Below are 23,512 nucleotides of genomic sequence, written 5' to 3' on the forward strand. Positions count from 1 at the left end.
GGCCGGATTTCCCCTGCACTGGCTGCTGCCACGGCAAGAACCGGCCCCTGCCCGAGACCCGCCATGGCCGCGTCCAAACGCCCTCCCCGCAAGCCTGCTGCCGCACCGGCCAAGCCGCCCAAGACCCCGACGCCACTCGGCTGGATGCACACCGCCCGCTTTCTGACCACCGCCGCCCAGCTCGACCAGCTGCCGGCGCTGGACGTACCGGAAATCGCCTTTGTCGGCCGCTCCAACGCCGGCAAGTCCACCTGCATCAACACCCTGACGCAGCAGCGCCAACTGGCCTTTGCCTCCAAGACACCAGGACGCACCCAGCACATCAACCTGTTTGCCCTGGGTCGCCAGAACCAGACCGATGCCGTGCTGGCCGACCTGCCCGGCTACGGTTACGCCCAGGTGCCGCTGGCCGACAAGCTGCGCTGGCAGCGCGTCATGGCCAACTACCTGATGACGCGCGAAAACCTGGTCGGCGTGGTGCTGCTGTGCGATCCCCGCCACGGCCTCACCGAGCTGGATGAACTGCTGTTGGAAGCGATCCGCCCACGCGTGGAAGACGGCCTGGAGTTCCTGCTGCTGCTGACCAAGTCCGACAAGCTGACGCGTGCCGAAGGCGCCAAGGCGCTGTCCATCGCACGGCTGAATGCCGGCGGCGGCGAAGCCATGCTGTTCTCGGCGCTCAAGAAACAGGGCATGGAACAGGTGGCGCAACTCCTGTGGGACTGGACCCACCCGCCGCAGGAAGACAGCGCCGCAGACGATGCCGAAGCGGCAGACGACGGCCTCAGTACACCTCCGGCAAGCCCTCCGGACGCGTCTTGAAGCGCTTGTGCACCCAGAAATACTCCTCGGGGCGACGCGCCACCCAGCCTTCGAGGTAGTCGTTCATGCGCTGGGTGTCGGCCACCACATCCTCGGTCGGGAAATCCTGCCACGGGCCTTCCACATGCAGGGTGTAGCCATGCGATTCCATATAGGTGATGGTGGTCACCACCTGCGCGCGACCCAGTCGGGCAAAGCGTGACAGCGAGGGCACGGTGGCTGCCGGCACACCAAAAAAGGTGACAAAAATCGATTCCTGCGGGCCAAAGTTCATGTCCGGCAGCAGGTAGAGCAGGCCCTGCTTGCGCAGCTTGGCAATGATGGGCTTGACGCCATCGCGCCGCCACACCACCTGCGCGTTCGGAAAGCGCGTACGGCCACGGCGCACCCAGGCATCAATCGTCTTGTTGCTCTGCGGCGTGTAAATGGAAATGAAGATGCGCTCCAGCAATTGGCCCGACAAGGCCATGCCGCCGGCATCGAGTCCGACAAAGTGCGGTGCAAACAGGATGGTCGACTTGCCGTCCCGCAGCGCATCGACATCGCCCACCATGCGCAGGCGCTTGCCCAACAGCGCCGGGCTGCCATGCCAGATCCAGATGCGATCCAGGAAAGTCTGCATGAAACGCACGAAATGCAGGCGCGCGATGCGCTCGCGCTCGGCCTCGGTCTTGTCCGGGAAGCACAGCCGCAGGTTGACCAGCGCCACATGGCGGCGGCGCGGCACCAGCTGCCAGGCCAGCTTGCCCAGCAGCCAGCCCAGGCCACGCCAGACCCACAGCGGCAGCCAGGCCAGCATGCCAAACACGAGGTTGATCAGGCGCACCTGCCAACTCCATGCCTCATCCGCTTGCGCTGTCGTATTGTCCGGGGTGTTCTCGCTCACGGTGCAGATTCCTCCTGTGCCGCCTGTTTGGCCACGTAATCCTTCCAGCCATAGGGCTCACGGTAGCGCGCATAGCCCCACATGTACTGCTGCGGGCAGTTCAGGATCACGCGCTCCATCTCGCGGTTGATCTGCGCCACGGCGGGCTCCAGCTCCTGCGGCAGCGGCGCGCTCAAGGGGCTGCAGTGCAAGCGGTAGCCGCGGCCCCAGGACAGGCGCTCACCCCAGATCACGATCACGGCGGCCTGCGTCTGGTGCATCAGCTTGGCGGCCAGCGTCATGGTGTAGGCGTCCTTGCCGAAGAACGGCACCCAGACGCCCTGCCCCGGTGGCGGCACATGGTCGGGCAGCAGGCCAACGGCCTCGTTGTGGCGCAAGGCCTTGATCATCTGGCGAATGCCGCTGATATTGGTGGGCACGGAGCGCAGGCCGGGGCGCTCACGCACGGTCTCCATCATCTCGGCCAGCCAGGGCTGGCTGGCGGGACGGTAGAGCACGGTGAGGTTGCCGTACTGCTGGTGGAAACGTTCGGCCATGGCCTGTGCCGTGATCTCGAAACAGCCCATGTGCGGCGTCAGGAAGATGATGCCCTTGCCCGCGCCATAAGCCTGCTCCACGTGCTCCAGCCCGCGCCACTCGCAATGCACCGGCTTGCCCAGCCACAGCCGTGGCAGCTCGGACAGCATGCGGCCATTGTGGGCGATGGACGGGCGCACATCGGCCAGCGTCAGACCGGCCAGCGCAGCGTTGTCACGCACGCGGCGGCGATAGGACGCAGCAGCGAACCAGCCCAGCCAGCCCAGCACGGCACCCATGCCATGCAGCAGCCAGAGCGGGAACCAGGAAAGGATTCGGAACAGGAATGCCATTGACACAAGGTAAATGGTGTCTCTCGGCCCGGCTTGGGCAGATTTGACAGAATTGCTACAATGTACGGATCGCCGAGTTAAACGAGCAACTTGCAGGGCGATACCTTCATGCGATTGTCGCATGGATGTGGCGTATTCACCACGAATACCCGGACGGGCCGCCTTTCTGGCACACCGGCTCCACTGCTAAAGCGTTCGCCATCGTTCTTTTGGCAACGCGTTCCGTGCCACTACAAGGACTTTTACAAGCATGGCGAACGATTACCTCTTCACCTCCGAATCCGTTTCCGAAGGCCACCCCGACAAGGTGTCCGACCAGATCTCCGATGCCATCCTGGACGCCTGCCTGGCGCAGGATCCGCTCAGCCGCGTGGCCGCCGAGACCCTGACCAACACCGGTCTGGTCGTGCTGGCCGGCGAGATCACCACCGATGCCACGGTCGACTATATCGATGTGGCACGCGAAACCATCAAGCGCATCGGCTACGACAACTCCGAATTCGGCATTGACCACAAGGGCTGCGCCGTGCTGGTCGCCTACGACAAGCAGAGCCAGGACATTGCCCAGGGCGTGGATGCCGCCTATGACGACCCGCTCAACATCGGCGCTGGTGACCAGGGTCTGATGTTCGGCTTTGCCTGCGACGAAACGCCCGAGCTGATGCCCGCGCCCATCCATTACGCGCACCGTCTGATGGAGCGCCAGGCGCAGCTGCGCAAGAGCGGCAAGCTGCCCTTTCTGCGCCCGGACGCCAAGGCGCAGGTCACCATGCGCTATGTGGACGGCAAGCCGACCACGGTGCAGACCGTGGTCGTGTCCAGCCAGCACAGCCCCGAGATGAGCCTGGACGAAAAGACCATGAAGCCGGCCTTTATCGAGGCGGTGATCGAGGAAATCATCAAGCCGGTGATTCCGGCCGAGCTGCTGCAAGGCACCGAGTACCTGATCAACCCGACCGGCCGCTTTGTCGTGGGTGGCCCGCAGGGCGACTGCGGCCTGACCGGCCGCAAGATCATTGTCGATACCTACGGCGGCGCCTGCCCGCACGGCGGTGGTGCCTTCAGCGGCAAGGACCCGACCAAGGTGGACCGCTCTGCCGCCTACGCGGCACGCTACGTGGCCAAGAACATCGTGGCGGCTGGCCTGGCCAGCACCTGCGAGGTGCAAGTGTCCTACGCGATTGGCGTGGCACGCCCGATCAACATCACGGTCTATACCAAGGGCACCGGCGTGATCGACGACCACCGCATCGAGGCACTGGTGCAGGAGCACTTTGACCTGCGTCCGCGCGGCATCATCCAGATGCTGGACCTGCAGCGCCCGATCTACGCCAAGACTGCCGCCTACGGCCACTTTGGCCGCAATGAGCCGGAGTTCAGCTGGGAGCAGACCGATCGCGCGGCGGTGCTGCGTGCGGCGGCTGGGCTGTAAGCTGACGGGCTGGGCCTGACATGACTAGGAGCGCTGCGGCGCTCCTTTTTTGTGGGTCCATTGCCTGTCGCACAACAACAAGGGGCGCCGAAGCGCCCCCTGCTGACTCACACTGACTTGACGATCAGAAGCGGTAGCCCACTTTCACGCCGACGGCCACGGCGTTGTTATCCTTGAAGTCGCCGTCATAGTCGGGGGTGCCCATCTTGGAGCTGACCTGGGCCTTGGCATCACCCAGCCACAGGTACTTGGCACCCACGCCCACGTAGAAATTCTTGGTGGGGCTGTATTGCACGCCGGCACCGATGTTCCAGTTGCCATCAACCGGGCCCAGGGTGGTGGCGTATTCGCCGGTACCGCTGTCCCAGCCCAGGGAGACGCTGCCGGTCCACTGCTCATTGAACTTGCGGCCCACGCCTACAGTAGCGCTGTACTGATCCTTGTCATAGCTCACCAGATCAAAGCCGTTGGGCTTGCCCACGGCCGGGCCCACGGTCTTGGAGACGGCACCAAACTGGCCCGGACGAATGGCAAAGCTGGACCAGTCCACCCAGCGCAAGTTGGCAAATGCCAGCGTATTGGGAGCAATACCGCTCTGCACATCCAGGTTGATGGACTGCGGGGTCTCGATCTTGGTAGTGCCATTGACCGGGGCACCCGGGAAGTTGACGAAGTTTTCCTTGGTGTCCACATCATGGCTGATGGCCGAGCGATAGGTCATGGCCGCACGGAAGGCGATATCCGGAATCTCGTAGGCTGCACCTGCCAGCACACCCCAGCCCCCAGTAGTCTTGAGGCTGGCGTCATAGCCATTGAAAATCGAATAGGCTGCGCCGCGCAGGTGTACATCGCCCTTGATGGTCTGATAGACTGGGCCGCCATACACCGTCCAGTTATCGTTGGGCTGGTAAGCGGCCAGCAGCGAGAAACTTTGCGTGTTGACCGTCACATTGGTGTTGTGCGAACCCGCAGCCTGAGGCGTCAGGGCCGCCGCCCCGGCTGCTGCACCTGCAGCCATTTGTGCCTGCACATCCGGCGAAGCCAGCACGGTGGGCAACATGGCATCAATTTGCGCCTGATTCATGCCCATGCCGGCCAGCTGCTGGGTCGCCTTGGCGGTAGCAGTGGCCAAGGCTTGCTGGCCTGCCAGGGCCTTGGCCACGGTGCCATAGGCCTGGGGTGTGGTGGTGAAGTTGTTCACGCCACTATACGCGGCAGCAGCACCAAACGGATGGTCATACAGCAGTGCAAACGACAGCTTGTCATTGGCCTGGTACTTGATGGCTGCAGACGGGAAGTCGTAGCTGCTGCCCATGTCCGGGATATCACGCTTCAGGCCACCACTTTCCGTGCCTTCCACCGTAGGGCTGATCCAGGTATAGCCAAACTCCACCAGGTTGCCCGGCTGGAACAGCGGGGCCACGGACTGACCGGAACGATCCAGCGCGGCGGCAAAGGCACCAGAGGCGGGCAGCATGGCCAGAAGGACGGCGGTGCTGATCAGTTTGCGTTTCATCTTGTCTCCTGAGGTTATCCAAATGGCGCATCCAGCGATACGTTGCTGTTGATTGTAAAAATTGCGACATATCTCCCCCATAGGGATAATCCAGAACGGTCGTTCTATTTGTCGTTTTTATGCCTCAACCAGCAGAAAACCGTGTATTTATCACGGCTTAGGCTTGGCCCCTTGTTGCCGCTTATCCACAACAGGATGCTGAACTGTTCATTACCCTGACGGACAGAACGGACACTACCAGACGCAAAAAAGCCACCCCGAAGGGTGGCTTTCGCTTAAGTGCTAAGCAGTACTGGCAGAAGCCAGTGCTGGATTAGAACTTGTGACGCAGACCAACAGCGTACTTGGTGTCGTGGCCAGAGCCAGCGTTGTTGTCCAGGTCGTAGTCGTTGATACGAGCGTAACGGACATAAGCGTCAGTGCGCTTGCTGAAAGCGTAGTTAGCGCCGACGTTGTAGTCGATGCCGTCGTAGCCTTCGCCGTCGTTGTAACCAACTTCAGCCACCAGGGAAGCGGCGCCGAACGGAACCTTCACGCCAACGTTGGCTTCCTTGTCCTTGCCAGCAGCGAAGTCGTCGTCGGACACCAGGTAGTTAGCGTACACCTTGGCAGCGGTGAAGTCATAGGTACCACCGATACCGTAGTTGGTGACATCCTTGGTCTTGGCGCCAGTGTAGGGAGGGTTCTCAACTTCAGCCGTTTCGCCAGCGATGCCAACCATGAACGGGCCGGTGCTGTAGCTCAGGCCCAGACCGTAGGTCGTGCTTTGCTTGTCGTTAGCGCCGACCTGGATGTCGTCGTGACGGTCGTAGCCAACAGCTGCGGACACGCCCACGCCAGCGAAGTTGCCAGCGTAGTGGATACCGTTAGTGCGCTTTTCGCCCACCAGGTTGGTGGTGGAGAAGTCGGAGATGCTGTCAGCAGACGTATCTTCGGTCAGGCGGTACAGCGGCAGCTTGTCGCGGCCCAGCAGCACGGAGCCGAAACCACCTTGCAGACCCACCACAGCGCGGCGAGCCTCACCACCGGCGAACTCGCCGTTGGCAGAGTTGAAGCCGTGCTCGTAGTTGAACACTGCCTTCAGGCCATTACCCAGGTCCTCAGAGCCCTTGATACCCACGCGAGATTGCTGCAGGTTGGCCTTGTTGAAGCCGGTGTCGCGGCTAACGCCGTCCACTTCGGAAACGCCAGCAGAGATGTCAGCGATACCGTACAGAGTCACGGAAGATTGAGCGGAAGCAGCACCCACAGCAGCCAGAGCGGCCAGTGCGATCAGAGATTTTTTCATTGCAAGTTTCTCCAAGGTTAAACATGGGGCTCCGGTGAGTGGGTTGGCGTCGGCTTTGAGCCTTGTTGTGCCAGCCCCCGGTTCCCCGGGCCAACCTCCTTTTCGGAAGTTGTCTCTATTGCACCAGAGCTTGGACCGGTCTGCAAAGGGAAAGCAGGTTTTATCTTGATTTTGTAGCGCATCCGCCACAAACCTGTTGCGATCAGGCCACAAAACCACGGGCCCTCCCCCTGCCAGGGGCCGCTGGTGCGCCTGCTGCCAGCTGACTGGTGACGCGCTGGCCAAGTCCAGTTGTCAGCGTTTGCCGGGTGCAGTTGAGAAACTACTTGAAGTTGTACCGGCTGTTGCATGGCAGCTACAGGCCGGATGCATCTGTTGCATGCACACCACTCAGGCCCTGCCAACCGCGCTGGCCTGACCGATTCAGGCGATGCCGGCGAAGGCCGCAACTTCTGCGCTGGCGCAAGGCCGGCAAAATGCGGCTGGCTACAATGCCCCATGGCCCTGCTGCCGCCTGGCGCAGGGAATTTGTCAGGAGAAACTATGCGTACCCCTTCCCCGCTGGACGCCTGGATCGAGGCGGCCGACAACACCTTGCGCACGCTGTTTGCGCCCACGCATGCGAGCCAGCCCTCACCGGCCAATCGCCTGGGCCATGCCCAGATTGCCATGGACGATGCGGCGCTGTCGGATGATGAAAAGAAACTGTCGGGCGCGCTGATGCGCGTGAACCATGTGGGCGAGATCTGTGCGCAGGCACTGTACCAGTCGCAGGCGCTGGCCACACGCAACCCGGAGTTGCGCGCCCACTTCGAGGAAGCCGCGCGCGAGGAAATCGACCACCTGGCCTGGACCGCCGATCGGCTCAAGGAACTAGGTGACCGCACTTCGCTGCTGAACCCGTTCTGGTATGCCGGCTCGTTTGCGTTGGGCCTGGCGATGGGCCGCGTGAGTGACAGCAACAGCCTGGGCTTTGTGGTGGAAACTGAACGCCAGGTCGAATCGCACCTGCAGGAGCACCTGGGCCGCCTGCCCATGGCCGACCAGGCATCGCGCCTGATCGTGGCACAGATGAAGGAAGATGAAGACCGCCATGCCAACAACGCGCTGGAAGCCGGTGCCACGCCGCTGCCGCCGCCGGTGCAGGGGCTGATGCGCCTGATGGCGAAGGTAATGACCACGGTGGCGCACCGGATCTGACGCGCCCTGCCGCACAACCGACGTGAAACAGGGGCCATGATGGCCCCTGTTCTGTTTTTGCGCGCTACGCCTGCCTGGACAGGCGCAGCCGTTCCGAATCGCTCAAACGCGCTCGAAAATGCCCGCGGCGCCCTGCCCCATGCCAACGCACATGGTGACCATGCCGTACTTGAGCTTGTGGCGGCGCAGCGCATGCACCACGGTGGCCGAGCGGATGGCACCGGTGGCGCCCAGCGGGTGGCCCAGTGCAATCGCGCCGCCCATCGGGTTGACCTTGCTCTGGTCCAGGCCCAGCGTATTGACCACGGCGAGTGATTGCGCGGCAAAGGCCTCGTTCAGCTCGTACCAGTCGATATCTTCCTGCTTCAGGCCGGCGTAACGCAGCGCGGCCGGAATCGCCTCGATCGGGCCGATGCCCATGATGGCCGGCGGTACGCCCTTGCTGGCGAAGCTGACGAAGCGCGCCAGCGGCTGCAGGTTGTACTTCTTGATCGCGGCTTCGCTGGCCAGGATCAGCGCGCCTGCGCCATCACTGGTCTGCGAGCTGTTGCCGGCGGTGACGGAGCCACGCGCGGCAAACACGGTGCGCAGCCTGGCCAGGCCTTCCATGGTGGTGTCCGGGCGGGCACCCTCGTCCAGATCAACGATGCGCTTGCTGATATTGACCTTGCCGGTCTCCAGGTCCAGCTGGCGTTCCTCGATCTCGACCGGGGTGATCTCGTCCTTGAACTCGCCGGCCTGCATGGCGGCAATGGCGCGGCGGTGCGATTCGACGGCGAAGGCATCCTGCGCCTCGCGGCTGACCTTCCACTGCTGCGCGACCTTTTCGGCGGTCAGGCCCATGCCGTAGGCAATGCCCACGTCCTGGTTGCCGCTGAAGATATCGGGGTGCAGCGAGGGATTGTTGCCCATCATGGGCACCATGCTCATGCTTTCCACGCCAGCCGCGATCATGATGTCGGCTTCACCGACACGGATGCGGTCTGCTGCCATGGCGACCGCGCTCAGGCCGGAGGCGCAGAAGCGGTTGACGGTGATGCCGCCGACGCTGTTGGGCAGGCCGGCCAGCACGGCACCAATGCGCGCCACGTTCAGGCCCTGCTGGGCCTCAGGGATGGCACAGCCACAGATCACGTCCTCGATCGCCTGCGGATCCAGGCCGGGAGCCTGGGCCATGGCCGACTGGATCGCCTTGACCAGCAGGGTCTCGGGGCGGGTGTGCTTGAAAAAGCCCTTGTGCGAGCGCCCGATCGGGGTGCGGGTCGCGGCAACAATGTAGGCGTCTTGCAGTTGTTTCATGAATCGGTGTCCTTCCGTCCTCAGTTGCGCAGCGGCTTGCCGGTGTTCATCATGTGCAGCAGGCGATCCTGCGTCTTGGGATGCGCGACCAGCGCGGTGAAGGCTTCACGTTCCAGCTGCATCAGGTACTCTTCGCTGACCAGCGTGCCGGGATCGACATCACCGCCACAGGCAATGTGGGCGATATGGCTGGCAATATCAAAGTCGTGCGCGCTGATGAAGCCGCCATCGCGCATGTTCACCAGCGAACCCTGGATGGTGGCCTTGCCGTCACGGCCGGCCACCGGGAACAGGCGGCGCAGCGGCGGACGGTAGCCGCACTGGAACATGGCACGGGCGCGCTGGATGGCGACATACAGCAACTCGTCCTTGTTGGCGACGATGGTGTCGCTGTGCAGGATGTAGTCCAGGTCACGGCTTTCCAGTGCGCTGGTGCCGACCTTGGCCATGGCCGCGGCGGTAAAGCCTTCGGTCAGGAAAGGCAGCAGATCGGTACCGGTGCTGTAGGAAGCCTTTTCGGCAGCGCGACGGGCGATGTAGGTCATGCCACCGCCACCGGGGATCACGCCCACGCCCATTTCCACCAGGCCGATATAGCTTTCCATGGCGGCCACGCGGGCGCTGCAGTAGACCGACAGCTCGCAGCCGCCGCCCAGCGCCAGGCCACGGATGGCGGCGATGGTGGGCACCTGGGCATAGCGCAGGCGCAGCATCAGCATCTGCAGCTCTTCTTCCATGCCGCCCACGGTGATGGCACCGCCGGCCACATAGCCCTGCATCACGGTCTGCAGATCGGCACCGGCGCTGAACCATTCGTCATTGGACCAGATCACCAGGCCCTGGAAATCGCGCTCGGCCAGATCGACGGCGTGCATCAGGCCCTCGCCCACGGCGGGGCTGATGGTATGCATCTTGGTCTTGATGCTGGCAATCAGCACCTCGTTGTCCAGCGTCCACAGGCGCAGACCATCGTCTTCGTGGACGGTGGTGCCGGCAGTGGCGGGATCGGGCGCCTGGCTGCCCAGCACGTCCTCGCGGAAGTACTGGCGCTGGTAGACCGGCAGATTGGACAGTGCCTCGAACTGGCCAGTGGTCGGGTTGAACGAGCCCTGCGGCGTGTGCACGCCACCGGCTTCGGCCACCGGGCCGTTGAAGACCCAATCGGGCAGCGGTGCGCTGCTCAGGGCTTCGCCCTTGTCGATGTCTTCCTGGATCATCTTCGCCACGTCGAGCCAGCCGGCTTCCTGCCACAGCTCGAACGGGCCCTGCTTGCTGCCGTAGCCCCAGCGCATGGCAAAGTCCACGTCGCGGGCGGTATGGGCAATGTCCTTCAGGTGGACGGCAGCATAGTGCATCTGGTCACGCAGCACCGCCCAGACGAAGCGGCCCTGCGCGCCCTGGCTGTCACGCAGCAGGCGCAGGCGCTCGGCGGCGGGACGCTTGAGCATGCGGCCATAGACATCGTCGGACTTCTGGCCGGCCGGCACGTACTCGTCGCTTTCCAGCTCGTAGCGCATGATGTCGCGGCCCACCTTCTTGTAGAAGCCGGCCTTGGTCTTCTGGCCGAGTTGACCTTTCTCGATCAGGCGTGCCACCACCGGCGGCGTGGCAAAGTGCGGGTAGAACGGATCGGTCTCGACCGACAGGTTCTCCTGCATGGTGCGGATCACGTGGGCCATGGTGTCCAGGCCCACCACATCGGCGGTGCGGAAGGTGCCGGAGCTGGCACGGCCCAGCTTCTTGCCGGTCAGGTCATCGACCACATCGAAAGTCAGGCCGAACTTGTCGGCTTCGACCATGGTCGCCAGCATGCCGGCAATGCCGATGCGGTTGGCGATGAAGTTGGGCGTGTCCTTGGCGCGCACCACGCCCTTGCCCAGCACGCTGACGGCAAAGGTTTCGAGATCGTCCAGGATCTGCGGCTGCGTGGCCGGCGTGGCGATCAGCTCCACCAGATACATGTAGCGCGGCGGGTTGAAGAAGTGGATGCCGCAGAAGCGTGGGCGCAGCTGCTCGGGCAGCGCTTCGCTCAGTTTGGTGATGCTCAGGCCGGAGGTGTTGGAAGCCAGGATGGCGTGCGGCGCGACGTGGGCGGCGATCTTGTGGTACAGATCGGATTTCCAGTCCATGCGTTCGGCAATCGCCTCGATCACCAGATCGCACTCCTTGAGCAGATGCAGGTGTTCCTCGTAGTTGGCCGGCTGGATCAGCCCGGCATCACGCGTGGAGCCCAGCGGCGAGGGCTTGAGCTTTTTCAGGTTGTCGATGGCCTTGAGGGCGATGCCGCTCTTCGGGCCTTCCTTGGCCGGCAGATCGAACAGCACCACAGGCACTTTCACGTTCACCAGGTGGGCGGCAATCTGCGCGCCCATGACGCCGGCACCCAGGACGGCGACTTTCTTGACTTGGAATCGGGACATGGTGGTCTTTACTAAGGGCCGGCCCGCAGGCCGGCCGGGTTACTGAAGGCGTGCTTACTGCACGCGCACCCAGGTTTGCGTGCGGCCGATGCCCATCACCGAACCGCGCACTTCGAGCTTGCTGCCATTGGCCACCGGCGTCAGGCGCAGGGTGTAGTTGCGGCCGCTTTCGGGATCGAGAATCTTGCCGCCTTCCCAGACATCCTTGCCATCCGCCTTCTTGGCGCCGCGGATGATTTCCAGGCCGACCATGGGCTTGTCCTTGCGGTCGTCGCTGCACTTGTCGCACACGGCCGCCGGATCGGCGCCCTTGCGCAACAGTTTCTCGATGCGGCCATTGAGGACTCCGCCGCGCTCGCTGATGACGATCTGGGCCTTGGCCTGGCCGGTGGCGTCATCGATGCTGCGCCAGGTACCGACCGGCGTCATGCCGGAAGCGAAGCTGCCGCCTGCCAGCAGCAGGCCGAGGGCGAAAGTGGTGGTCTTTTTCATCCTTGTCTCCTGAGTGTGGCCCTGTCTTTATCTGTATGCAGGGGGATGGAAAGGCAATAGAGGGAAGGCTCCGCAGGCAGACCAGGCCGCCTGCGGCAGTCACCGATCAGGCCAGGGCCGCGTCGGTATCAAGCAGTACCTTGACGCCGTTGCGCGCTGTCTTCATCAGCGTCAGCGTTTCCGGGAACAGCTTGGCAAAGTAGAAGCGCGCGGTTTGCAGCTTGCCCAGGTAGAACGGGTCATTGCTGCCTTCGGCGATCTTCTGCTGCGCCACTTGCGCCATGCGGGCGAACATGTAGGCAAACACCAGATGGCCGGCGACCTTCATGTAATCGAAGGCGGCACCCCCCACTTCATCGGGATTCTGGAAGCCGCGGAAGCCCAGTTCGGTGGTGAACTTGGTCATCTGGTCAGCCAGCATGGCCAGCGGGTTGATGAACTCGGCCATCTGCTCGTTCACGCCTTCGGCGGCGATGAAGGCCCCAATCTCCTTGCCGAACTTCTTCAGCGTGGCACCCTGGTTGCCCAGCACCTTGCGGCCCAGCAGGTCCAGCGCCTGGACGGTGTTGGTGCCTTCGTAGATCATGTTGATGCGGGCATCGCGCACAAACTGCTCCATGCCCCATTCCTTGATGTAGCCGTGGCCGCCAAACACCTGCTGGCATTCCACCGTGGCCTTGAAGCCGTTTTCGGTCAGGAAGGCCTTGACGATCGGGGTCAGCAGGGCCAGGATTTCGCCCGATTCCTTGCGCACCTTCTCGTCAGGGTGGTTGTGCTCCTTGTCCAGCAGCAGGCCGGCGTACACGCTCAGGGCGCGACCGCCTTCGGCATAGGCCTTGGCCGTCAGCAGCATGCGGCGCACGTCGGGGTGCACGATGATGGGATCGGCCGGCTTGTCCTTGGCCTTGACGCCGGACAGGCTGCGCATCTGCAGGCGATCCTTGGCATAGGCCAGCGCATTCTGGTAGGCCACTTCGGTCAGACCGAGCGACTGGTTGCCCACGCCCAGACGGGCTGCGTTCATCATCACGAACATGGCTTGCAGGCCCTTGTTGGGCTGGCCGATCAGGGTGCCGCGCGCCTTGTCCAGCACCAGCTGGGCGGTGGCGTTGGAATGGATGCCCATCTTGTGCTCCAGCGCGCCGCAGTAGATGCCATTGCGCTCGCCGATATTGCCATCGGCATCGACGTTGAACTTGGGCACGGCAAACAGACTGATGCCCTTGCTGCCGGCCGGGGCGTCAGGCAGGCGCGCCAGCACCAGGTGCACGATGTTGTCCACCATGTTGTGTTCGCCGGCGCTGATGAAGATTTTCTCGCCGCTGATCAGGTAGCTGTCGCCATCGGGTTCGGCCTTGCTGCGCAGCAGGCCCAGATCGGTGCCGCAGTGCGGCTCGGTCAGGCACATGGTACCGGTCCACTCGCCGCTGATCAGCTTGGGCAGGTAGACCTTCTTCTGCCAGTCGGTGCCGTGGGCCAGCAGGGCCTCGTAGGCGCCGTGGCTCAGGCCGGGGTACATGGTCCAGGCCTGGTTGGCGGCGTTCAGCATTTCGTAGAAGCAGCCGTTGATGGTGGCAGGCAGTCCCTGGCCGCCGTATTCGGGATCGCAGCTCAGCGCCGGCCAGCCGCCTTGGATGTACTGCTGGTAGGCTTCCTTGTAGCCCTTGGGCGGCGTGACTTCGTGCGTAGTCTTGTCCAGCGTGCAGCCCTCGGTGTCACCGCTGACGTTGAGCGGCTGGATCACCTCGGCAGCGAACTTGCCACCCTCTTCCAGGATCGCATCAATGGTGGCGCGATCCACATCGGCGTGGGCCGGCATCTCGCCGAATGCGCTGGTCACATCGAACACTTCGTGCAGTACGAACTGCATGTCGCGCAGCGGAGGGGTGTAGCTGGGCATGAATGTCTCCTAGGTAGTTGCCGGCGGCACGGGCCGCTCTGTGTGGCGGGGTTCAGGAACAGCCCGGCGTGCCGGGCGGGGTCTTGTAAAACGAGAGCACACGCTCGAAGCTGGTGTGGATGCGTTCGATCGCCTGCGGCTTGTGCAGGAAACGTGCCTCGTAGTGCACGGACAGGATCAGTCCGTGGATCTCGAAAATCATCTGGTGGGCATCGGTACCGGAGGCGAGATGCCCCTCCGTACGCGCCTGCTCCACGGCCCGTCCCAGCGCGGCCATCCAGGTCTGGATCGCCTTGCGCAGGGCGTCGCTGACCGGGCCTTCCCGGTCGTCGTATTCGACCGCGCCACTGATGAAGATGCAGCCCGAGTGGACTTCCTCTTCGGTGACACGGCGAATCCAGTTTTCGAACATGGCGCGCAGGCGCGGCAAGCCGCGCGGCTGCTGCAGCGCCGGGTGGAACACCTCTTCCTCGAAACGCTGGTAGTACTCGTCAATGATGGCAATCTGCAGATCCTCGCGCGAACCGAAATGAGCGAACACGCCGGACTTGCTCATGCTGACGATGTCGGCCAGGGCACCAATGGTGATACCCTCCAGCCCGAAACGGCTGGCCAGCCCCAGACCGGCATCCAGCAGGACGCCACGCGTGTGCTGTCCCTTGTGCAGGTTGCGGCGACCCTTGCCGGAAGGGGCGTTGATAGAAGAATTGCTGGTGGTGGCAGACATGGTGCGGACTATAGCAAAAAATATCGAACGGTCGTTCTATTTTTCTCATGAAACGAGGAAGATTCCGGGTAAATCCCGATAGGACTGTGACACACGCCGCCAGGACGCTACCACCGGAATGAGGGCATGGTAACGTCCGCACGACCGTGCTGATACTGGTGCATACCCACAAGCACCAGAACTGGTGAGTCCACCTTCAGAGCGAGACGTCAGGGGCCGGTGCATCCTGGCTGGCCGGGCTGCGCCAGGGCGATGGCGAACTGCCGGGTTGCAGCAGCAGATGCGGGGCCAGCAGCAGCGTCACGCGCAGGCCACAGCCCTGGCCATCGGCATGCGGCACGCCGTCCGACAGGTTCAGCTGGCTCTGGTGCCGATGCGCGATCTCGCGCGCGATGGCGAGCCCGAGGCCGGTGCCCTCGCCGCGGGTGCCGGGCATGCGATAGAAGCGCTCGAAGACCTGCTCGCGATGCTCTGGCGGAATGCCGGGGCCGTTGTCCTCGACCTCGACAAAGGCCTGTGGCAAGGCCCGCCCGGCGCTGCTGGCGGCCCAGCGAGTGCGCGGCGGCTGGCGGATGCCGCAGCGCAGCGTGATCTCACCGCCTTCGGGCGTGTAATGCAGCGCATTGACCAGCAGGTTGGACAGCAGCTCGCGCAGCCACAGCGCATGCGCCTGGACCGTGACCGGCTGCTGCAGATCCAGTCCGAAGTCGATATTCTTGTCGAGGGCGGCATCGATGTACTGCTCGAGCAGGCTTTCGCACAGATCCTGCAGGTCGACCGGAGCCAGATGGCCGGCTTCCATGGCATCGGAATCGGCACGCGACAGCGACAGCAGCTGGTGCACCAGCTGCGAGGTACGGTGCGTGGCGGCACGCAGGCGGTAGAAATCGTGCAGCGGCAGCTGCACCATGTCCTTTTGTAGCGCCTCGTTCCAGACCAGCTGCGCATGGTTGCCGGCAAGGGCATCGGCCGGATGTGCCACCGCCTGCCCGGCTGCCGCCGGCTTGCCGGACGACGGCGACTTGAGCGACTCGCTCCAGGCATCGATCTGCGCCTGCAGGCCGGCCAGCGGCGTGCGCATCTGGTGTGCGGCATCGGCGATGAAGCGGCGCTGCGTCTCGGCCTGGGTGTTGACCAGGCCGAACAGGCGGTTGAGCGCCTTCACCAGCGGGCGGATTTCCTCGGGCGTGCTGCGCACATCGATGCTGCTCAGGTCACGCGGGGAGCGCTTTTCGACCGCCATGATGAGCAGCCGCAACGGCCGGAAAGCGCGCCGCACCGCCCAGCTGATCAGCAGCGAGAACAGCACGATCAGCACCAGGTTGGGAAACACCACCTTGAAGAACACCTGTGACAGCCAGCGCTTGAGCGGGTTGGAGGCATCGGCCACCTCGACGATGACGTCACCGGCCACGCTGGGCATGCGCTGCGCGACGATGCGGTAGTTGATGCCGTTGACTTCCTGGTTGAAGAATTCGGGTTCCTGCGTCAGCGGCATCACCGCCGGCAGGTTGTCGTTGCCGTGCAGCAGCCGCCGTTGCGGGGTGTAGATCTTGTAGGTCACCAGGCCTTCACGCTCGCGCAGGAACTCCTCTACCGGCGCGGCCAGTACCAGCACCGGCGGGTCATCGGAATGCACGCCGACGGCAATGATGGAATCGGCCAGCAGCGGCACCAGGCGCAGCAGCTGCTGGTCCTGCTCGCCCGCCAGGCTGTCGGCCGAACGGTAGTCGACCCAGGCGTTGATCAGCCCGAGCAGCACCAGCGGCAGGATCAGCATGTACAGCAGGCGGCGCTGGATGCGGACGGTATCGACCTTGACCAGCCCCTCCTGCGCCGGCAACCAGCGGGATCTCCAGCTCATTCGGGACGCTGTTCGATGCGGTAGCCAAAGCCCCGGATGGAGCGCAGGGCGATGCCATAGGGATCCAGCTTGGCACGCAGGCGCGAGATATAGACCTCGACCGCGTTGAGCGTGATTTCCTTGTCCCAGCCGGTGAGTGCCTGCAGCAGCTTTTCCTTGCTGACCGGCTTGGGCGCGTGCAGCATCAGGTACTGCAGCACGGTCCATTCGCGCGGACCGACATCGAGCGGCTGATCGTCGGCCATGACCTGGCGTGCGGCGGTATCGAGCGAGATGCGGCCCAGCGTCAGGACGGAGCTGGTGGCCGCCTGCGAGCGGCGCAGCAGCGCACGCAGGCGCGCCAGCAGCTCGGGCAGTTCGAAGGGCTTGACCATGTAATCGTCGGCACCGGCATCCAGTCCCTGCACGCGGTCATCCAGCGAATCGCGCGCCGTCAGCATCAGCACCGGAATCGACAGGCCGCGCTCGCGCATGCGCTGGGTCAGCGCCATGCCGTCCATCTGCGGCAGACCGACGTCGATGATGGCCGCATCAAAGGTATCGGAGGTGAGCGCGTCCAGCGCCGATTCGGCACTGCCAACGGCATCAACCACATAGCCGCCGGCCGAGGTCAGGCCCTGCTTGATGCCGTCGGCCAGCATCTGATCATCTTCTACCAGTAACAATCGCATGGGATGGACTCCGTATGGCCGCAGGAACAGGCTTCCATTGTGCCTGCGGCGGGAATGTGCAGCAGCATCAGCAGGGTGATCTGTTCTGCTCCTACAATCTGCCAGATTTACCCAGGGGAGGCAAGACGATGGAATGTACCGTAAGCTGGACCGGCGGTCTGGATACCCGTTCGGGCATGGGCTTTGTGGCCGAAACCGGCAGTGGCCACATGGTGATGATGGATGGCGCGCCCGATGCTGCCAAGCCGGAGAATGGCGGCCGCAATCTGGCCCCGCGCCCGATGGAGCTGCTGCTGAGCGGCCTGGGCGGCTGTGCCGCCTACGATGTGGTGCTGATCCTCAAGCGTGGCCGCCACCAGGTGGAAGGCTGCAGCGTGGCCATCGAGGCCGAGCGCGCCGACACCGACCCCAAGGTGTTCACGCGCATCCACATGCAGTTCACGATTCGCGGCAAGGGCATCCCGGCCAGCGCCGCCGAACGCGCGGTGGCCATGAGCCACGACAAGTACTGTTCTGCCAGCCAGATGCTGGGCAAGACCGCCACTATCACGACCGGACTGACACTGGACGACAACTCATGAATTTTTCATGACACATCCGTGAAAACCATGTCTTTCTTACGGAAAAGCAGGTGCCATCGTTGTCTTTTGCAGACAAATATCAGCGGGATATCGTGAATTTTGACGCGATGCAGCAAACTTTTAACGAACGCCCGTGCACAAAACTGCAATTGTGGCTACACTCGAGTGCGTTGCATATTCAGTTTCATGCAATAGTTGTCTCCTCCACCCTCTTATCAGGTGGATTCACCCCAAGTCCCCGGACTTGGGGTTTTTTTTCGCCCCGCGGCAGTGGGCAGCGGCGTGCGGCCTCAGCGGCGCTTCAGGTAATGGGTGCAGCCGGCATCCGCTTCCTGCTGTCCAAGCAGCGCGTTGCCAGTCTGCACGGCAAAGGCCTGGAAATCGCGCGGCGCGCCGGGATCGGTGGTGACCACCTTGAGCACCTGCCCGCTGGCTAGCGCGTTCAGCGCCTTCTTGGTCTTGAGAATGGGCAGCGGACAGGTCAGGCCGCTGGCGTCGAGTTCGGCGTCAAAGGGAATGTCGGTCGTCATGATCAGGCTCAGGCCGGGAACACCCCGGTAGAAAGATAGCGGTCGCCGCGGTCACAGACCACGAACACGATGGTGGCATCACGCACGGTGGCAGCCACCTGCTGCGCCACCCACAGCGCACCGGCGGCGGAGATGCCGGCAAAAATGCCCTCTTCACGCGCCAGCTGGCGGCACATGTCCTCGGCATCGGCCTGGGTCACGGCGATCTGCTCGTCCACCAGGCTGGCATCGTAGATGCCGGGCATGTATTCTTCCGGCCACTTGCGGATGCCGGGAATGCGCGAGCCTTCTGCCGGCTGCGCACCGATGATGCGCACCTCCGGATTCTGCTCCTTCAGGTAGCGCCCGACGCCGGTGATGGTGCCGGTGGTGCCCATGGCGCTGACAAAGTGCGTGACGCGGCCAGCAGTATCACGCCAGATTTCCGGGCCGGTAGTCTGGTAGTGCATCAGCGGGTTGTCGTGGTTGCCGAACTGGTCCAGCACCCTGCCTTTGCCGTCGGCCTGCATTTGCAGCGCCAGATCGCGCGCGTATTCCATGCCACCGCTCTTGGGCGTGAGAATCAGCTCGGCACCGTAGGCGCGCATGCTTTGCGCACGCTCGATGCTCAGGTCCTCGGGCATGATCAACAGCATGCGGTAGCCACGGATGGCTGCCACCATCGCCAGCGCGATGCCGGTATTGCCGCTAGTCGCCTCGATCAGGGTATCGCCGGGGCGGATCTCGCCACGCGCCTCGGCCTGCAGGATCATGGACAGCGCTGCGCGGTCCTTGACCGAGCCGGCCGGGTTATTGCCCTCCAGCTTGCCCAGAATAACGTTGCCGCGGGCGGCATTCTCTTGTGCGTTGATGCGCTGCAGCGCCACCAGCGGGGTAGCGCCGATGAACTGCTCAATGGTGGGATAGGTCATGGGAGTTGGCCTGATAAGAGGTATCAATTACTGCTTCCGATTCTACTTCCGTCCCCGGAACCGCACGCCGGATAGGTCTACCGCACCCACTGGCGCAAGCCGGACTGCCAACGCAATTTCCCTGGAAGCTGGCGCACACCTATGGCACAATGGAGAGCTTTCCAGGCCCCGGTGGTGGAATTGGTAGACACAGGGGATTCAAAATCCCCCGCTAGCGATAGCTTGTCGGTTCGAGTCCGACCCGGGGCACCAAACGCAAGGCCTGCATCCAGGCACAGCGGCACCACCTCCCTGCATGTCCTGCGCCGGCACTTGCCGCGCTCCATGCCCCCTCTCCCACCCCGTTGTATTCCCCTGCCCAGCTGCCGGGTGGCACGGCTGTGGGTGGAAGTCCTTCTACCGTCTGTCGGCCACAGGCCGCATAATTCCGCCATGGCTTTGATTACCCTGTTGAACGCGCATCTGGCTTTCGGCCATGTGGCCCTGCTCGATGGCGCAGATTTTTCCCTGGAACCCGGTGAGCGTGTCGGTCTGATTGGCCGCAACGGTGCCGGCAAGTCCTCGCTGCTGCGCATTCTGGGCGGGCTGGAGCAGGCCGATGATGGCCAGCTGCAGCTGCAACAGGGCGTGCGCGTGGTGTACGTGGCGCAGGAGCCGCTGCTGGATCCGCAGCACACGGTGTTCGAAGCGGTCAGCGCCGGCCTGGCCGAAGTGCTGGAGCTGCGCGAACGCTATCTGCAAACCACCGACACCCACACGCTGGACCAGCTGCAGGGCCGCATCGAGGCGCTGGACGGCTGGACCTGGGAGCAGCGTGTGGAAGAAACCCTGCAACGCCTGCGCCTCGACGGTGCCGCCACCGTGGGCGATCTTTCCGGCGGTACGCGCAAGCGCGTGGCGCTGGCGCAGGCGCTGGTGACACGTCCCGACGTGCTGCTGCTGGACGAGCCGACCAACCACCTGGACATGGATTCCATCCTCTGGCTGGAAGATCTGCTGAAGAATTTCCGCGGCAGCGTAGTCACCATCAGCCACGACCGCGCCTTTCTCGATGCCGTCTGTACCCGCATCATCGAGCTGGATCGCGGCCACTTGACCAGCTACCCCGGCAACTTCGCCCAGTACCAGTTGCTCAAGGAAGAGCAGCTGGCGCAGGAAGCCGTGATCAACGCCCGTGCCGACAAGCTGCTGGCACAGGAAGAAGTCTGGATCCGCAAGGGAGTGGAAGCGCGCCGCACGCGCAGCCAGAGCCGCGTGTCCCGCCTGCACCAGCTGCGCGATGCGCGGGCCCAGCGACGCGAGGCCGTGGGCCGCGTGCGGCTGGACGTGGACAGCGGCATGCCCAGCGGCAAGATCGTGGCCGAGCTGAAGCAGGTCGGCAAGTCCTATGGCGATCGCGTCATCGTGCGTGATTTCAGCGCCACCATCCTGCGCGGCGACAAGGTCGGCCTGATCGGTGCCAATGGTGCCGGCAAGACCACGCTGCTGAAGCTGATCCTGGGCGAGATCGCGCCGGACACCGGCAGCGTGCGCCAGGGGGCCAATCTGCAGGTCGCCTACTTTGACCAGATGCGCGCCAGCATCGACCTGGATGCCACGCTGGAAGATTTCATCAGCCCCGGCAGCGAATGGATCGAGATCGGCAGCCGCAAGCAGCACGTCAAAAGCTATCTGGGCGATTTCCTGTTCAGTCCGGCGCGCGCCGCCTCGCCGGTGCGCAGCCTGTCCGGCGGCGAACGCAACCGCCTGCTGCTGGCACGCCTGTTTGCGCGCCCGGCCAACGTGCTGGTGCTGGACGAGCCGACCAACGACCTCGATATCGATACGCTGGAGCTGCTGGAAGAGCTGCTGCAGAGTTACGAGGGCACGGTGTTCCTGGTCAGCCACGACCGCGAATTCCTGGACAACGTGGTCACCAGCACCATCGTCAGCGAGGGCGATGGCCGCTGGCGCGAATACGAAGGCAGCGTGCAGGACTGGCTGACGCAATCCCAGCGCGCGGCCGAACTGAACCGTCCCCCCGAAGCCAAAACGGCCCCGAAGCCGGCCACCACCGAAGCGGCTGCCCCTGCCGCACCGCGCGGCGGCAAGCGCAAGCTCAGCTACAAGGAGCAGCGCGAGCTCGACGCCCTGCCGGCGCTGATCGAATCGCTGGAATCCGAGCAAGCCACGATCCAGGCCGAACTGGCCGATGGCACGCTCTACAGCAGCAATCTGGAACGCGCGCTGGCGCTGCAGGCACGGGATACCGAAATCGAGGACGCCCTGATGACCGCGCTGGAGCGCTGGGAAATCCTCGGCGAGATCGGCTGATACACGGAGCACAGCCATGCCGCCGCGCCCGCACCTCCGGACATCACGCCAGCCGCGCTGGCTGCTGGCGCTGCTGCTCGGCCTGTTGCTGGCACTGGGCGGTTGTGGCTCGCTGCCGGCCAATGACCAGCAGTCGCCCTCCCATGCCCTGCCGATCAGCCAGGCCACCACGCTGGGACGGCTCGCCAGCCAGTTGCGCCAGCAGTCCGGTAGCCGACAGGACACCGGCTTCCGCCTGCTCGGCAGTGCCGATACCGCCTTTGCCGCCCGGCTTGCGCTGACCCGGCAGGCCGAACGCACGCTGGACCTGCAGTATTACGCCATCCATGCCGATGCCTCGACGCGCGAATTGCTGGCGGCTGTACGCGATGCTGCCGAACGCGGCGTGCGGGTGCGCATCCTGCTGGACGACTTCAACACCCAGGGCCCGGATGCCCGGGTGCTGCAGCTGGTCTTCGTGCCCGGCGTGGAAATCCGCCTGTTCAACCCGATCCGCGGTCCGCGCAGCAACGGCTTTCTGCGCATCCTCAGTTCGCTGCACGATTTCAAGCGCATGCAGCACCGCATGCACAACAAGCTGTTCCTGGCCGACAATGCCTTCGGCATCACCGGCGGCCGCAATCTGGGCGATGTCTATTTCGGCCAGGGGGATCGCAGCAATTTCATCGACCTCGACGTGATAGCCACCGGCCGGCAGGTACGCGCCATGTCGGCCAGTTTCGACAAGTACTGGAACAATCCGCTGGCCTACCCGGTGGAAACGCTGTTGAGCAAGAAGGAGATTGCCGCCCTGACGCCAGCCTCCGACGCTGATCCGGTACCGGACAACCACGGCGTCGGCCCGTTGACGCCGGAACCGGCTGCGCGCCATTTCCCGGCCCCCATGAATCTGGCCGCGCAGAACTGGATCTGGGCACCCAGCGTACTGCTGAGCGACAGCCCGGCCAAGCTGGACCCGGAAGACGAGAGCAGCAACGACAGCCCGACCGTGGTCGAGGGCCTGCTGGACATGATGCAGCAGGCACGCCAACGGGTCGTGATTGTGTCACCCTATTTCGTGCCCGGCGACAAGATGATGGAGCGCTTTGCCGAACTGCGCCAGCGTGGCGTGGAGATCGTGGTACTGACCAATTCGCTGTCGTCCACCGATGCGGCCTTTGCGCATATCGGCTATGCACGCTACCGCAAACGCCTGCTGCAGCTGGGCGTGCAACTCTACGAGATGAAAGCCCTGCAGGAAAGCTCGGTGCGCTCGGCCTTCGGCTCCTCCGGTTCGCCCAGCCGTGCCAGCCTGCACTCCAAGCTGGTGATCGTTGATGGCCGCATCCTGAGCATCGGCTCCATGAACCTGGACCTGCGCTCCAAGCTGCAGAACACCGAGGTGGCCCTGATCATCCGCAGCCGTGCGCTGTCGGAACAGATCATCCAGCGCATGCAGCCGCTGCTCGACAACGGCACCTGGAAAGTGCTGCAGCAGCCCGATGGCAGCCTGCTGTGGCAGATGCAGCCCCCCGGCAGCGGACCCGACCAATTCCAGGATCCCGACTCCAGCGTACTTTTGCGCTCCATTCTGTGGATTATTTCCCCTTTGGCACCCGACGAACTGCTCTGAACCCTGCGAAAAGCATGTCGAATGCGCTAGAATGATGGCTTCACTGCACGGCAAGTGCAGTACGCCGACTTAGCTCAGTTGGTAGAGCAACGCACTCGTAACGCGTAGGTCGCCAGTTCGATCCCGGCAGTCGGCACCAGGCAACGGTTTTTGATATCCAACAATGACCGCAAAAAGGC

Annotated in this window: 19 protein-coding genes and 2 tRNA genes; 8 read left to right on the plus strand and 13 right to left on the minus strand. The window is 63.8% G+C overall.

Annotated elements, in window-relative coordinates; translation table 11 throughout:
- Positions 1-63: 63 nt before the first annotated feature.
- Entirely contained in the window at positions 64-822 is a 759-nt protein-coding gene (gene yihA / locus C513_RS0102705) for a ribosome biogenesis GTP-binding protein YihA/YsxC (protein ID WP_018714494.1), read from the plus strand.
- On the opposite strand, the gene C513_RS0102710 is transcribed toward yihA, so the two are convergent.
- Complete coding sequence (locus C513_RS0102710) at positions 785-1,621, minus strand: lysophospholipid acyltransferase family protein (RefSeq protein ID WP_033394822.1); 837 nt, start codon at positions 1,619-1,621, stop codon at positions 785-787. The two genes, yihA and C513_RS0102710, sit on opposite strands and share 38 nt — an antisense overlap.
- A gap of 83 nt (positions 1,622-1,704) precedes the next feature.
- Positions 1,705-2,577 (minus strand): lysophospholipid acyltransferase family protein, encoded by an 873-nt coding sequence (locus C513_RS0102715; protein ID WP_018714496.1) that lies wholly within the window; start codon positions 2,575-2,577, stop codon positions 1,705-1,707.
- 250 nt (positions 2,578-2,827) lie between these two features.
- On the opposite strand from C513_RS0102715, the gene metK reads away from it, so the two are divergent.
- Positions 2,828-4,009: a methionine adenosyltransferase gene (metK, locus tag C513_RS0102720; RefSeq protein ID WP_018714497.1), complete on the plus strand. Its 1,182-nt coding sequence runs from the start codon at positions 2,828-2,830 to the stop codon at positions 4,007-4,009.
- Between the two features lie 124 nt (positions 4,010-4,133).
- Here metK and C513_RS0102725 read toward each other — a convergent pair whose 3' ends face one another.
- Both C513_RS0102725 and C513_RS0102730 read right to left on the minus strand, forming a co-directional pair.
- Positions 4,134-5,525: an OmpP1/FadL family transporter gene (locus C513_RS0102725; RefSeq protein WP_018714498.1), complete on the minus strand. Its 1,392-nt coding sequence runs from the start codon at positions 5,523-5,525 to the stop codon at positions 4,134-4,136.
- Between the two features lie 313 nt (positions 5,526-5,838).
- Positions 5,839-6,813 carry a porin gene (locus tag C513_RS0102730; protein WP_018714499.1) on the minus strand — a complete coding sequence of 325 codons (975 nt, stop codon included), beginning with the start codon at positions 6,811-6,813 and terminating at the stop codon, positions 5,839-5,841.
- Between the two features lie 543 nt (positions 6,814-7,356).
- Here C513_RS0102730 and coq7 point away from each other — a divergent pair.
- A complete protein-coding gene (coq7, locus tag C513_RS0102735) occupies positions 7,357-8,013 on the plus strand; it encodes a 2-polyprenyl-3-methyl-6-methoxy-1,4-benzoquinone monooxygenase (RefSeq protein WP_018714500.1) in 657 nt (218 codons plus the stop codon).
- A 102-nt stretch (positions 8,014-8,115) separates the two neighbouring features.
- On the opposite strand, the gene C513_RS0102740 is transcribed toward coq7, so the two are convergent.
- The 7 genes from C513_RS0102740 to C513_RS0102770 all read right to left on the minus strand — a co-directional run bounded on the left by C513_RS0102740 (position 8,116) and on the right by C513_RS0102770 (position 17,386).
- Complete coding sequence (locus C513_RS0102740) at positions 8,116-9,312, minus strand: acetyl-CoA C-acyltransferase (protein ID WP_018714501.1); 1,197 nt, start codon at positions 9,310-9,312, stop codon at positions 8,116-8,118.
- 20 nt (positions 9,313-9,332) lie between these two features.
- Entirely contained in the window at positions 9,333-11,732 is a 2,400-nt protein-coding gene (locus C513_RS0102745) for a 3-hydroxyacyl-CoA dehydrogenase/enoyl-CoA hydratase family protein (RefSeq protein WP_026320481.1), read from the minus strand.
- A gap of 54 nt (positions 11,733-11,786) precedes the next feature.
- On the minus strand, positions 11,787-12,224 hold the full coding sequence (locus tag C513_RS0102750) for a DUF2147 domain-containing protein (protein WP_018714503.1): 438 nt from the start codon (positions 12,222-12,224) through the stop codon (positions 11,787-11,789).
- Positions 12,225-12,330: 106 nt separating this feature from the next.
- Entirely contained in the window at positions 12,331-14,124 is a 1,794-nt protein-coding gene (locus tag C513_RS0102755; protein ID WP_018714504.1) for an acyl-CoA dehydrogenase C-terminal domain-containing protein, read from the minus strand.
- Positions 14,125-14,176: 52 nt separating this feature from the next.
- Positions 14,177-14,851 (minus strand): TetR/AcrR family transcriptional regulator, encoded by a 675-nt coding sequence (locus tag C513_RS0102760; protein ID WP_018714505.1) that lies wholly within the window; start codon positions 14,849-14,851, stop codon positions 14,177-14,179.
- Positions 14,852-15,047: 196 nt separating this feature from the next.
- Positions 15,048-16,715 carry a sensor histidine kinase gene (locus tag C513_RS12540; RefSeq protein ID WP_083927340.1) on the minus strand — a complete coding sequence of 556 codons (1,668 nt, stop codon included), beginning with the start codon at positions 16,713-16,715 and terminating at the stop codon, positions 15,048-15,050.
- Positions 16,712-17,386 carry a response regulator gene (locus C513_RS0102770; RefSeq protein ID WP_018714507.1) on the minus strand — a complete coding sequence of 225 codons (675 nt, stop codon included), beginning with the start codon at positions 17,384-17,386 and terminating at the stop codon, positions 16,712-16,714. Before C513_RS0102770 ends, C513_RS12540 begins: the two co-directional genes overlap by 4 nt.
- Before the next feature lie 128 nt (positions 17,387-17,514).
- Between C513_RS0102770 and C513_RS0102775 the strand changes: the two genes are divergently transcribed.
- Positions 17,515-17,967, plus strand: a complete 453-nt coding sequence (locus C513_RS0102775) for an OsmC family protein (protein WP_026320482.1) — start codon at positions 17,515-17,517, stop codon at positions 17,965-17,967.
- 290 nt (positions 17,968-18,257) lie between these two features.
- Here the strand turns inward: C513_RS0102775 and C513_RS0102780 are convergent, their stop codons facing one another.
- Together C513_RS0102780 and cysM are read right to left on the minus strand one after the other, a co-directional pair.
- The gene (locus C513_RS0102780; protein WP_425386759.1) at positions 18,258-18,509 is read right to left on the minus strand and encodes a sulfurtransferase TusA family protein; all 252 of its coding nucleotides are present in this window, start codon (positions 18,507-18,509) and stop codon (positions 18,258-18,260) included.
- On the minus strand, positions 18,506-19,408 hold the full coding sequence (cysM, locus tag C513_RS0102785; protein ID WP_018714510.1) for a cysteine synthase CysM: 903 nt from the start codon (positions 19,406-19,408) through the stop codon (positions 18,506-18,508). The genes C513_RS0102780 and cysM overlap by 4 nt, the downstream gene beginning before the upstream one ends.
- A gap of 165 nt (positions 19,409-19,573) precedes the next feature.
- On the opposite strand from cysM, the gene C513_RS0102790 reads away from it, so the two are divergent.
- The 4 genes from C513_RS0102790 to C513_RS0102805 all read left to right on the plus strand — a co-directional run bounded on the left by C513_RS0102790 (position 19,574) and on the right by C513_RS0102805 (position 23,472).
- Positions 19,574-19,660, plus strand: a tRNA-Leu gene (locus tag C513_RS0102790).
- 180 nt (positions 19,661-19,840) lie between these two features.
- On the plus strand, positions 19,841-21,721 hold the full coding sequence (locus C513_RS0102795; RefSeq protein ID WP_018714511.1) for an ATP-binding cassette domain-containing protein: 1,881 nt from the start codon (positions 19,841-19,843) through the stop codon (positions 21,719-21,721).
- Between the two features lie 16 nt (positions 21,722-21,737).
- Positions 21,738-23,333: a phospholipase D-like domain-containing protein gene (locus C513_RS0102800; protein WP_018714512.1), complete on the plus strand. Its 1,596-nt coding sequence runs from the start codon at positions 21,738-21,740 to the stop codon at positions 23,331-23,333.
- Positions 23,334-23,396: 63 nt separating this feature from the next.
- Positions 23,397-23,472 (plus strand) — tRNA-Thr (locus tag C513_RS0102805).
- Positions 23,473-23,512 lie beyond the last annotated feature (40 nt).

The sequence above is a fragment of the Allobrachymonas chironomi DSM 19884 genome (assembly GCF_000374625.1).
Taxonomy (GTDB): Bacteria; Pseudomonadota; Gammaproteobacteria; order Burkholderiales; family Burkholderiaceae_C; genus Brachymonas; species Brachymonas chironomi.

Bases quoted from the DNA above. Each gene is read 5' to 3' on its own strand.
- yihA (WP_018714494.1), top strand. From the start codon at position 64: ATGGCCGCGTCCAAACGCCCTCCCCGCAAGCCTGCTGCCGCACCGGCC.
- C513_RS0102710 (WP_033394822.1), bottom strand. From the start codon at position 1,621: ATGCTGGCCTGGCTGCCGCTGTGGGTCTGGCGTGGCCTGGGCTGGCTG.
- C513_RS0102715 (WP_018714496.1), bottom strand. From the start codon at position 2,577: ATGGCATTCCTGTTCCGAATCCTTTCCTGGTTCCCGCTCTGGCTGCTG.
- metK (WP_018714497.1), top strand. From the start codon at position 2,828: ATGGCGAACGATTACCTCTTCACCTCCGAATCCGTTTCCGAAGGCCAC.
- C513_RS0102725 (WP_018714498.1), bottom strand. From the start codon at position 5,525: ATGAAACGCAAACTGATCAGCACCGCCGTCCTTCTGGCCATGCTGCCC.
- C513_RS0102730 (WP_018714499.1), bottom strand. From the start codon at position 6,813: ATGAAAAAATCTCTGATCGCACTGGCCGCTCTGGCTGCTGTGGGTGCT.
- coq7 (WP_018714500.1), top strand. From the start codon at position 7,357: ATGCGTACCCCTTCCCCGCTGGACGCCTGGATCGAGGCGGCCGACAAC.
- C513_RS0102740 (WP_018714501.1), bottom strand. From the start codon at position 9,312: ATGAAACAACTGCAAGACGCCTACATTGTTGCCGCGACCCGCACCCCG.
- C513_RS0102745 (WP_026320481.1), bottom strand. From the start codon at position 11,732: ATGTCCCGATTCCAAGTCAAGAAAGTCGCCGTCCTGGGTGCCGGCGTC.
- C513_RS0102750 (WP_018714503.1), bottom strand. From the start codon at position 12,224: ATGAAAAAGACCACCACTTTCGCCCTCGGCCTGCTGCTGGCAGGCGGC.
- C513_RS0102755 (WP_018714504.1), bottom strand. From the start codon at position 14,124: ATGCCCAGCTACACCCCTCCGCTGCGCGACATGCAGTTCGTACTGCAC.
- C513_RS0102760 (WP_018714505.1), bottom strand. From the start codon at position 14,851: ATGTCTGCCACCACCAGCAATTCTTCTATCAACGCCCCTTCCGGCAAG.
- C513_RS12540 (WP_083927340.1), bottom strand. From the start codon at position 16,715: ATGAGCTGGAGATCCCGCTGGTTGCCGGCGCAGGAGGGGCTGGTCAAG.
- C513_RS0102770 (WP_018714507.1), bottom strand. From the start codon at position 17,386: ATGCGATTGTTACTGGTAGAAGATGATCAGATGCTGGCCGACGGCATC.
- C513_RS0102775 (WP_026320482.1), top strand. From the start codon at position 17,515: ATGGAATGTACCGTAAGCTGGACCGGCGGTCTGGATACCCGTTCGGGC.
- cysM (WP_018714510.1), bottom strand. From the start codon at position 19,408: ATGACCTATCCCACCATTGAGCAGTTCATCGGCGCTACCCCGCTGGTG.
- C513_RS0102795 (WP_018714511.1), top strand. From the start codon at position 19,841: ATGGCTTTGATTACCCTGTTGAACGCGCATCTGGCTTTCGGCCATGTG.
- C513_RS0102800 (WP_018714512.1), top strand. From the start codon at position 21,738: ATGCCGCCGCGCCCGCACCTCCGGACATCACGCCAGCCGCGCTGGCTG.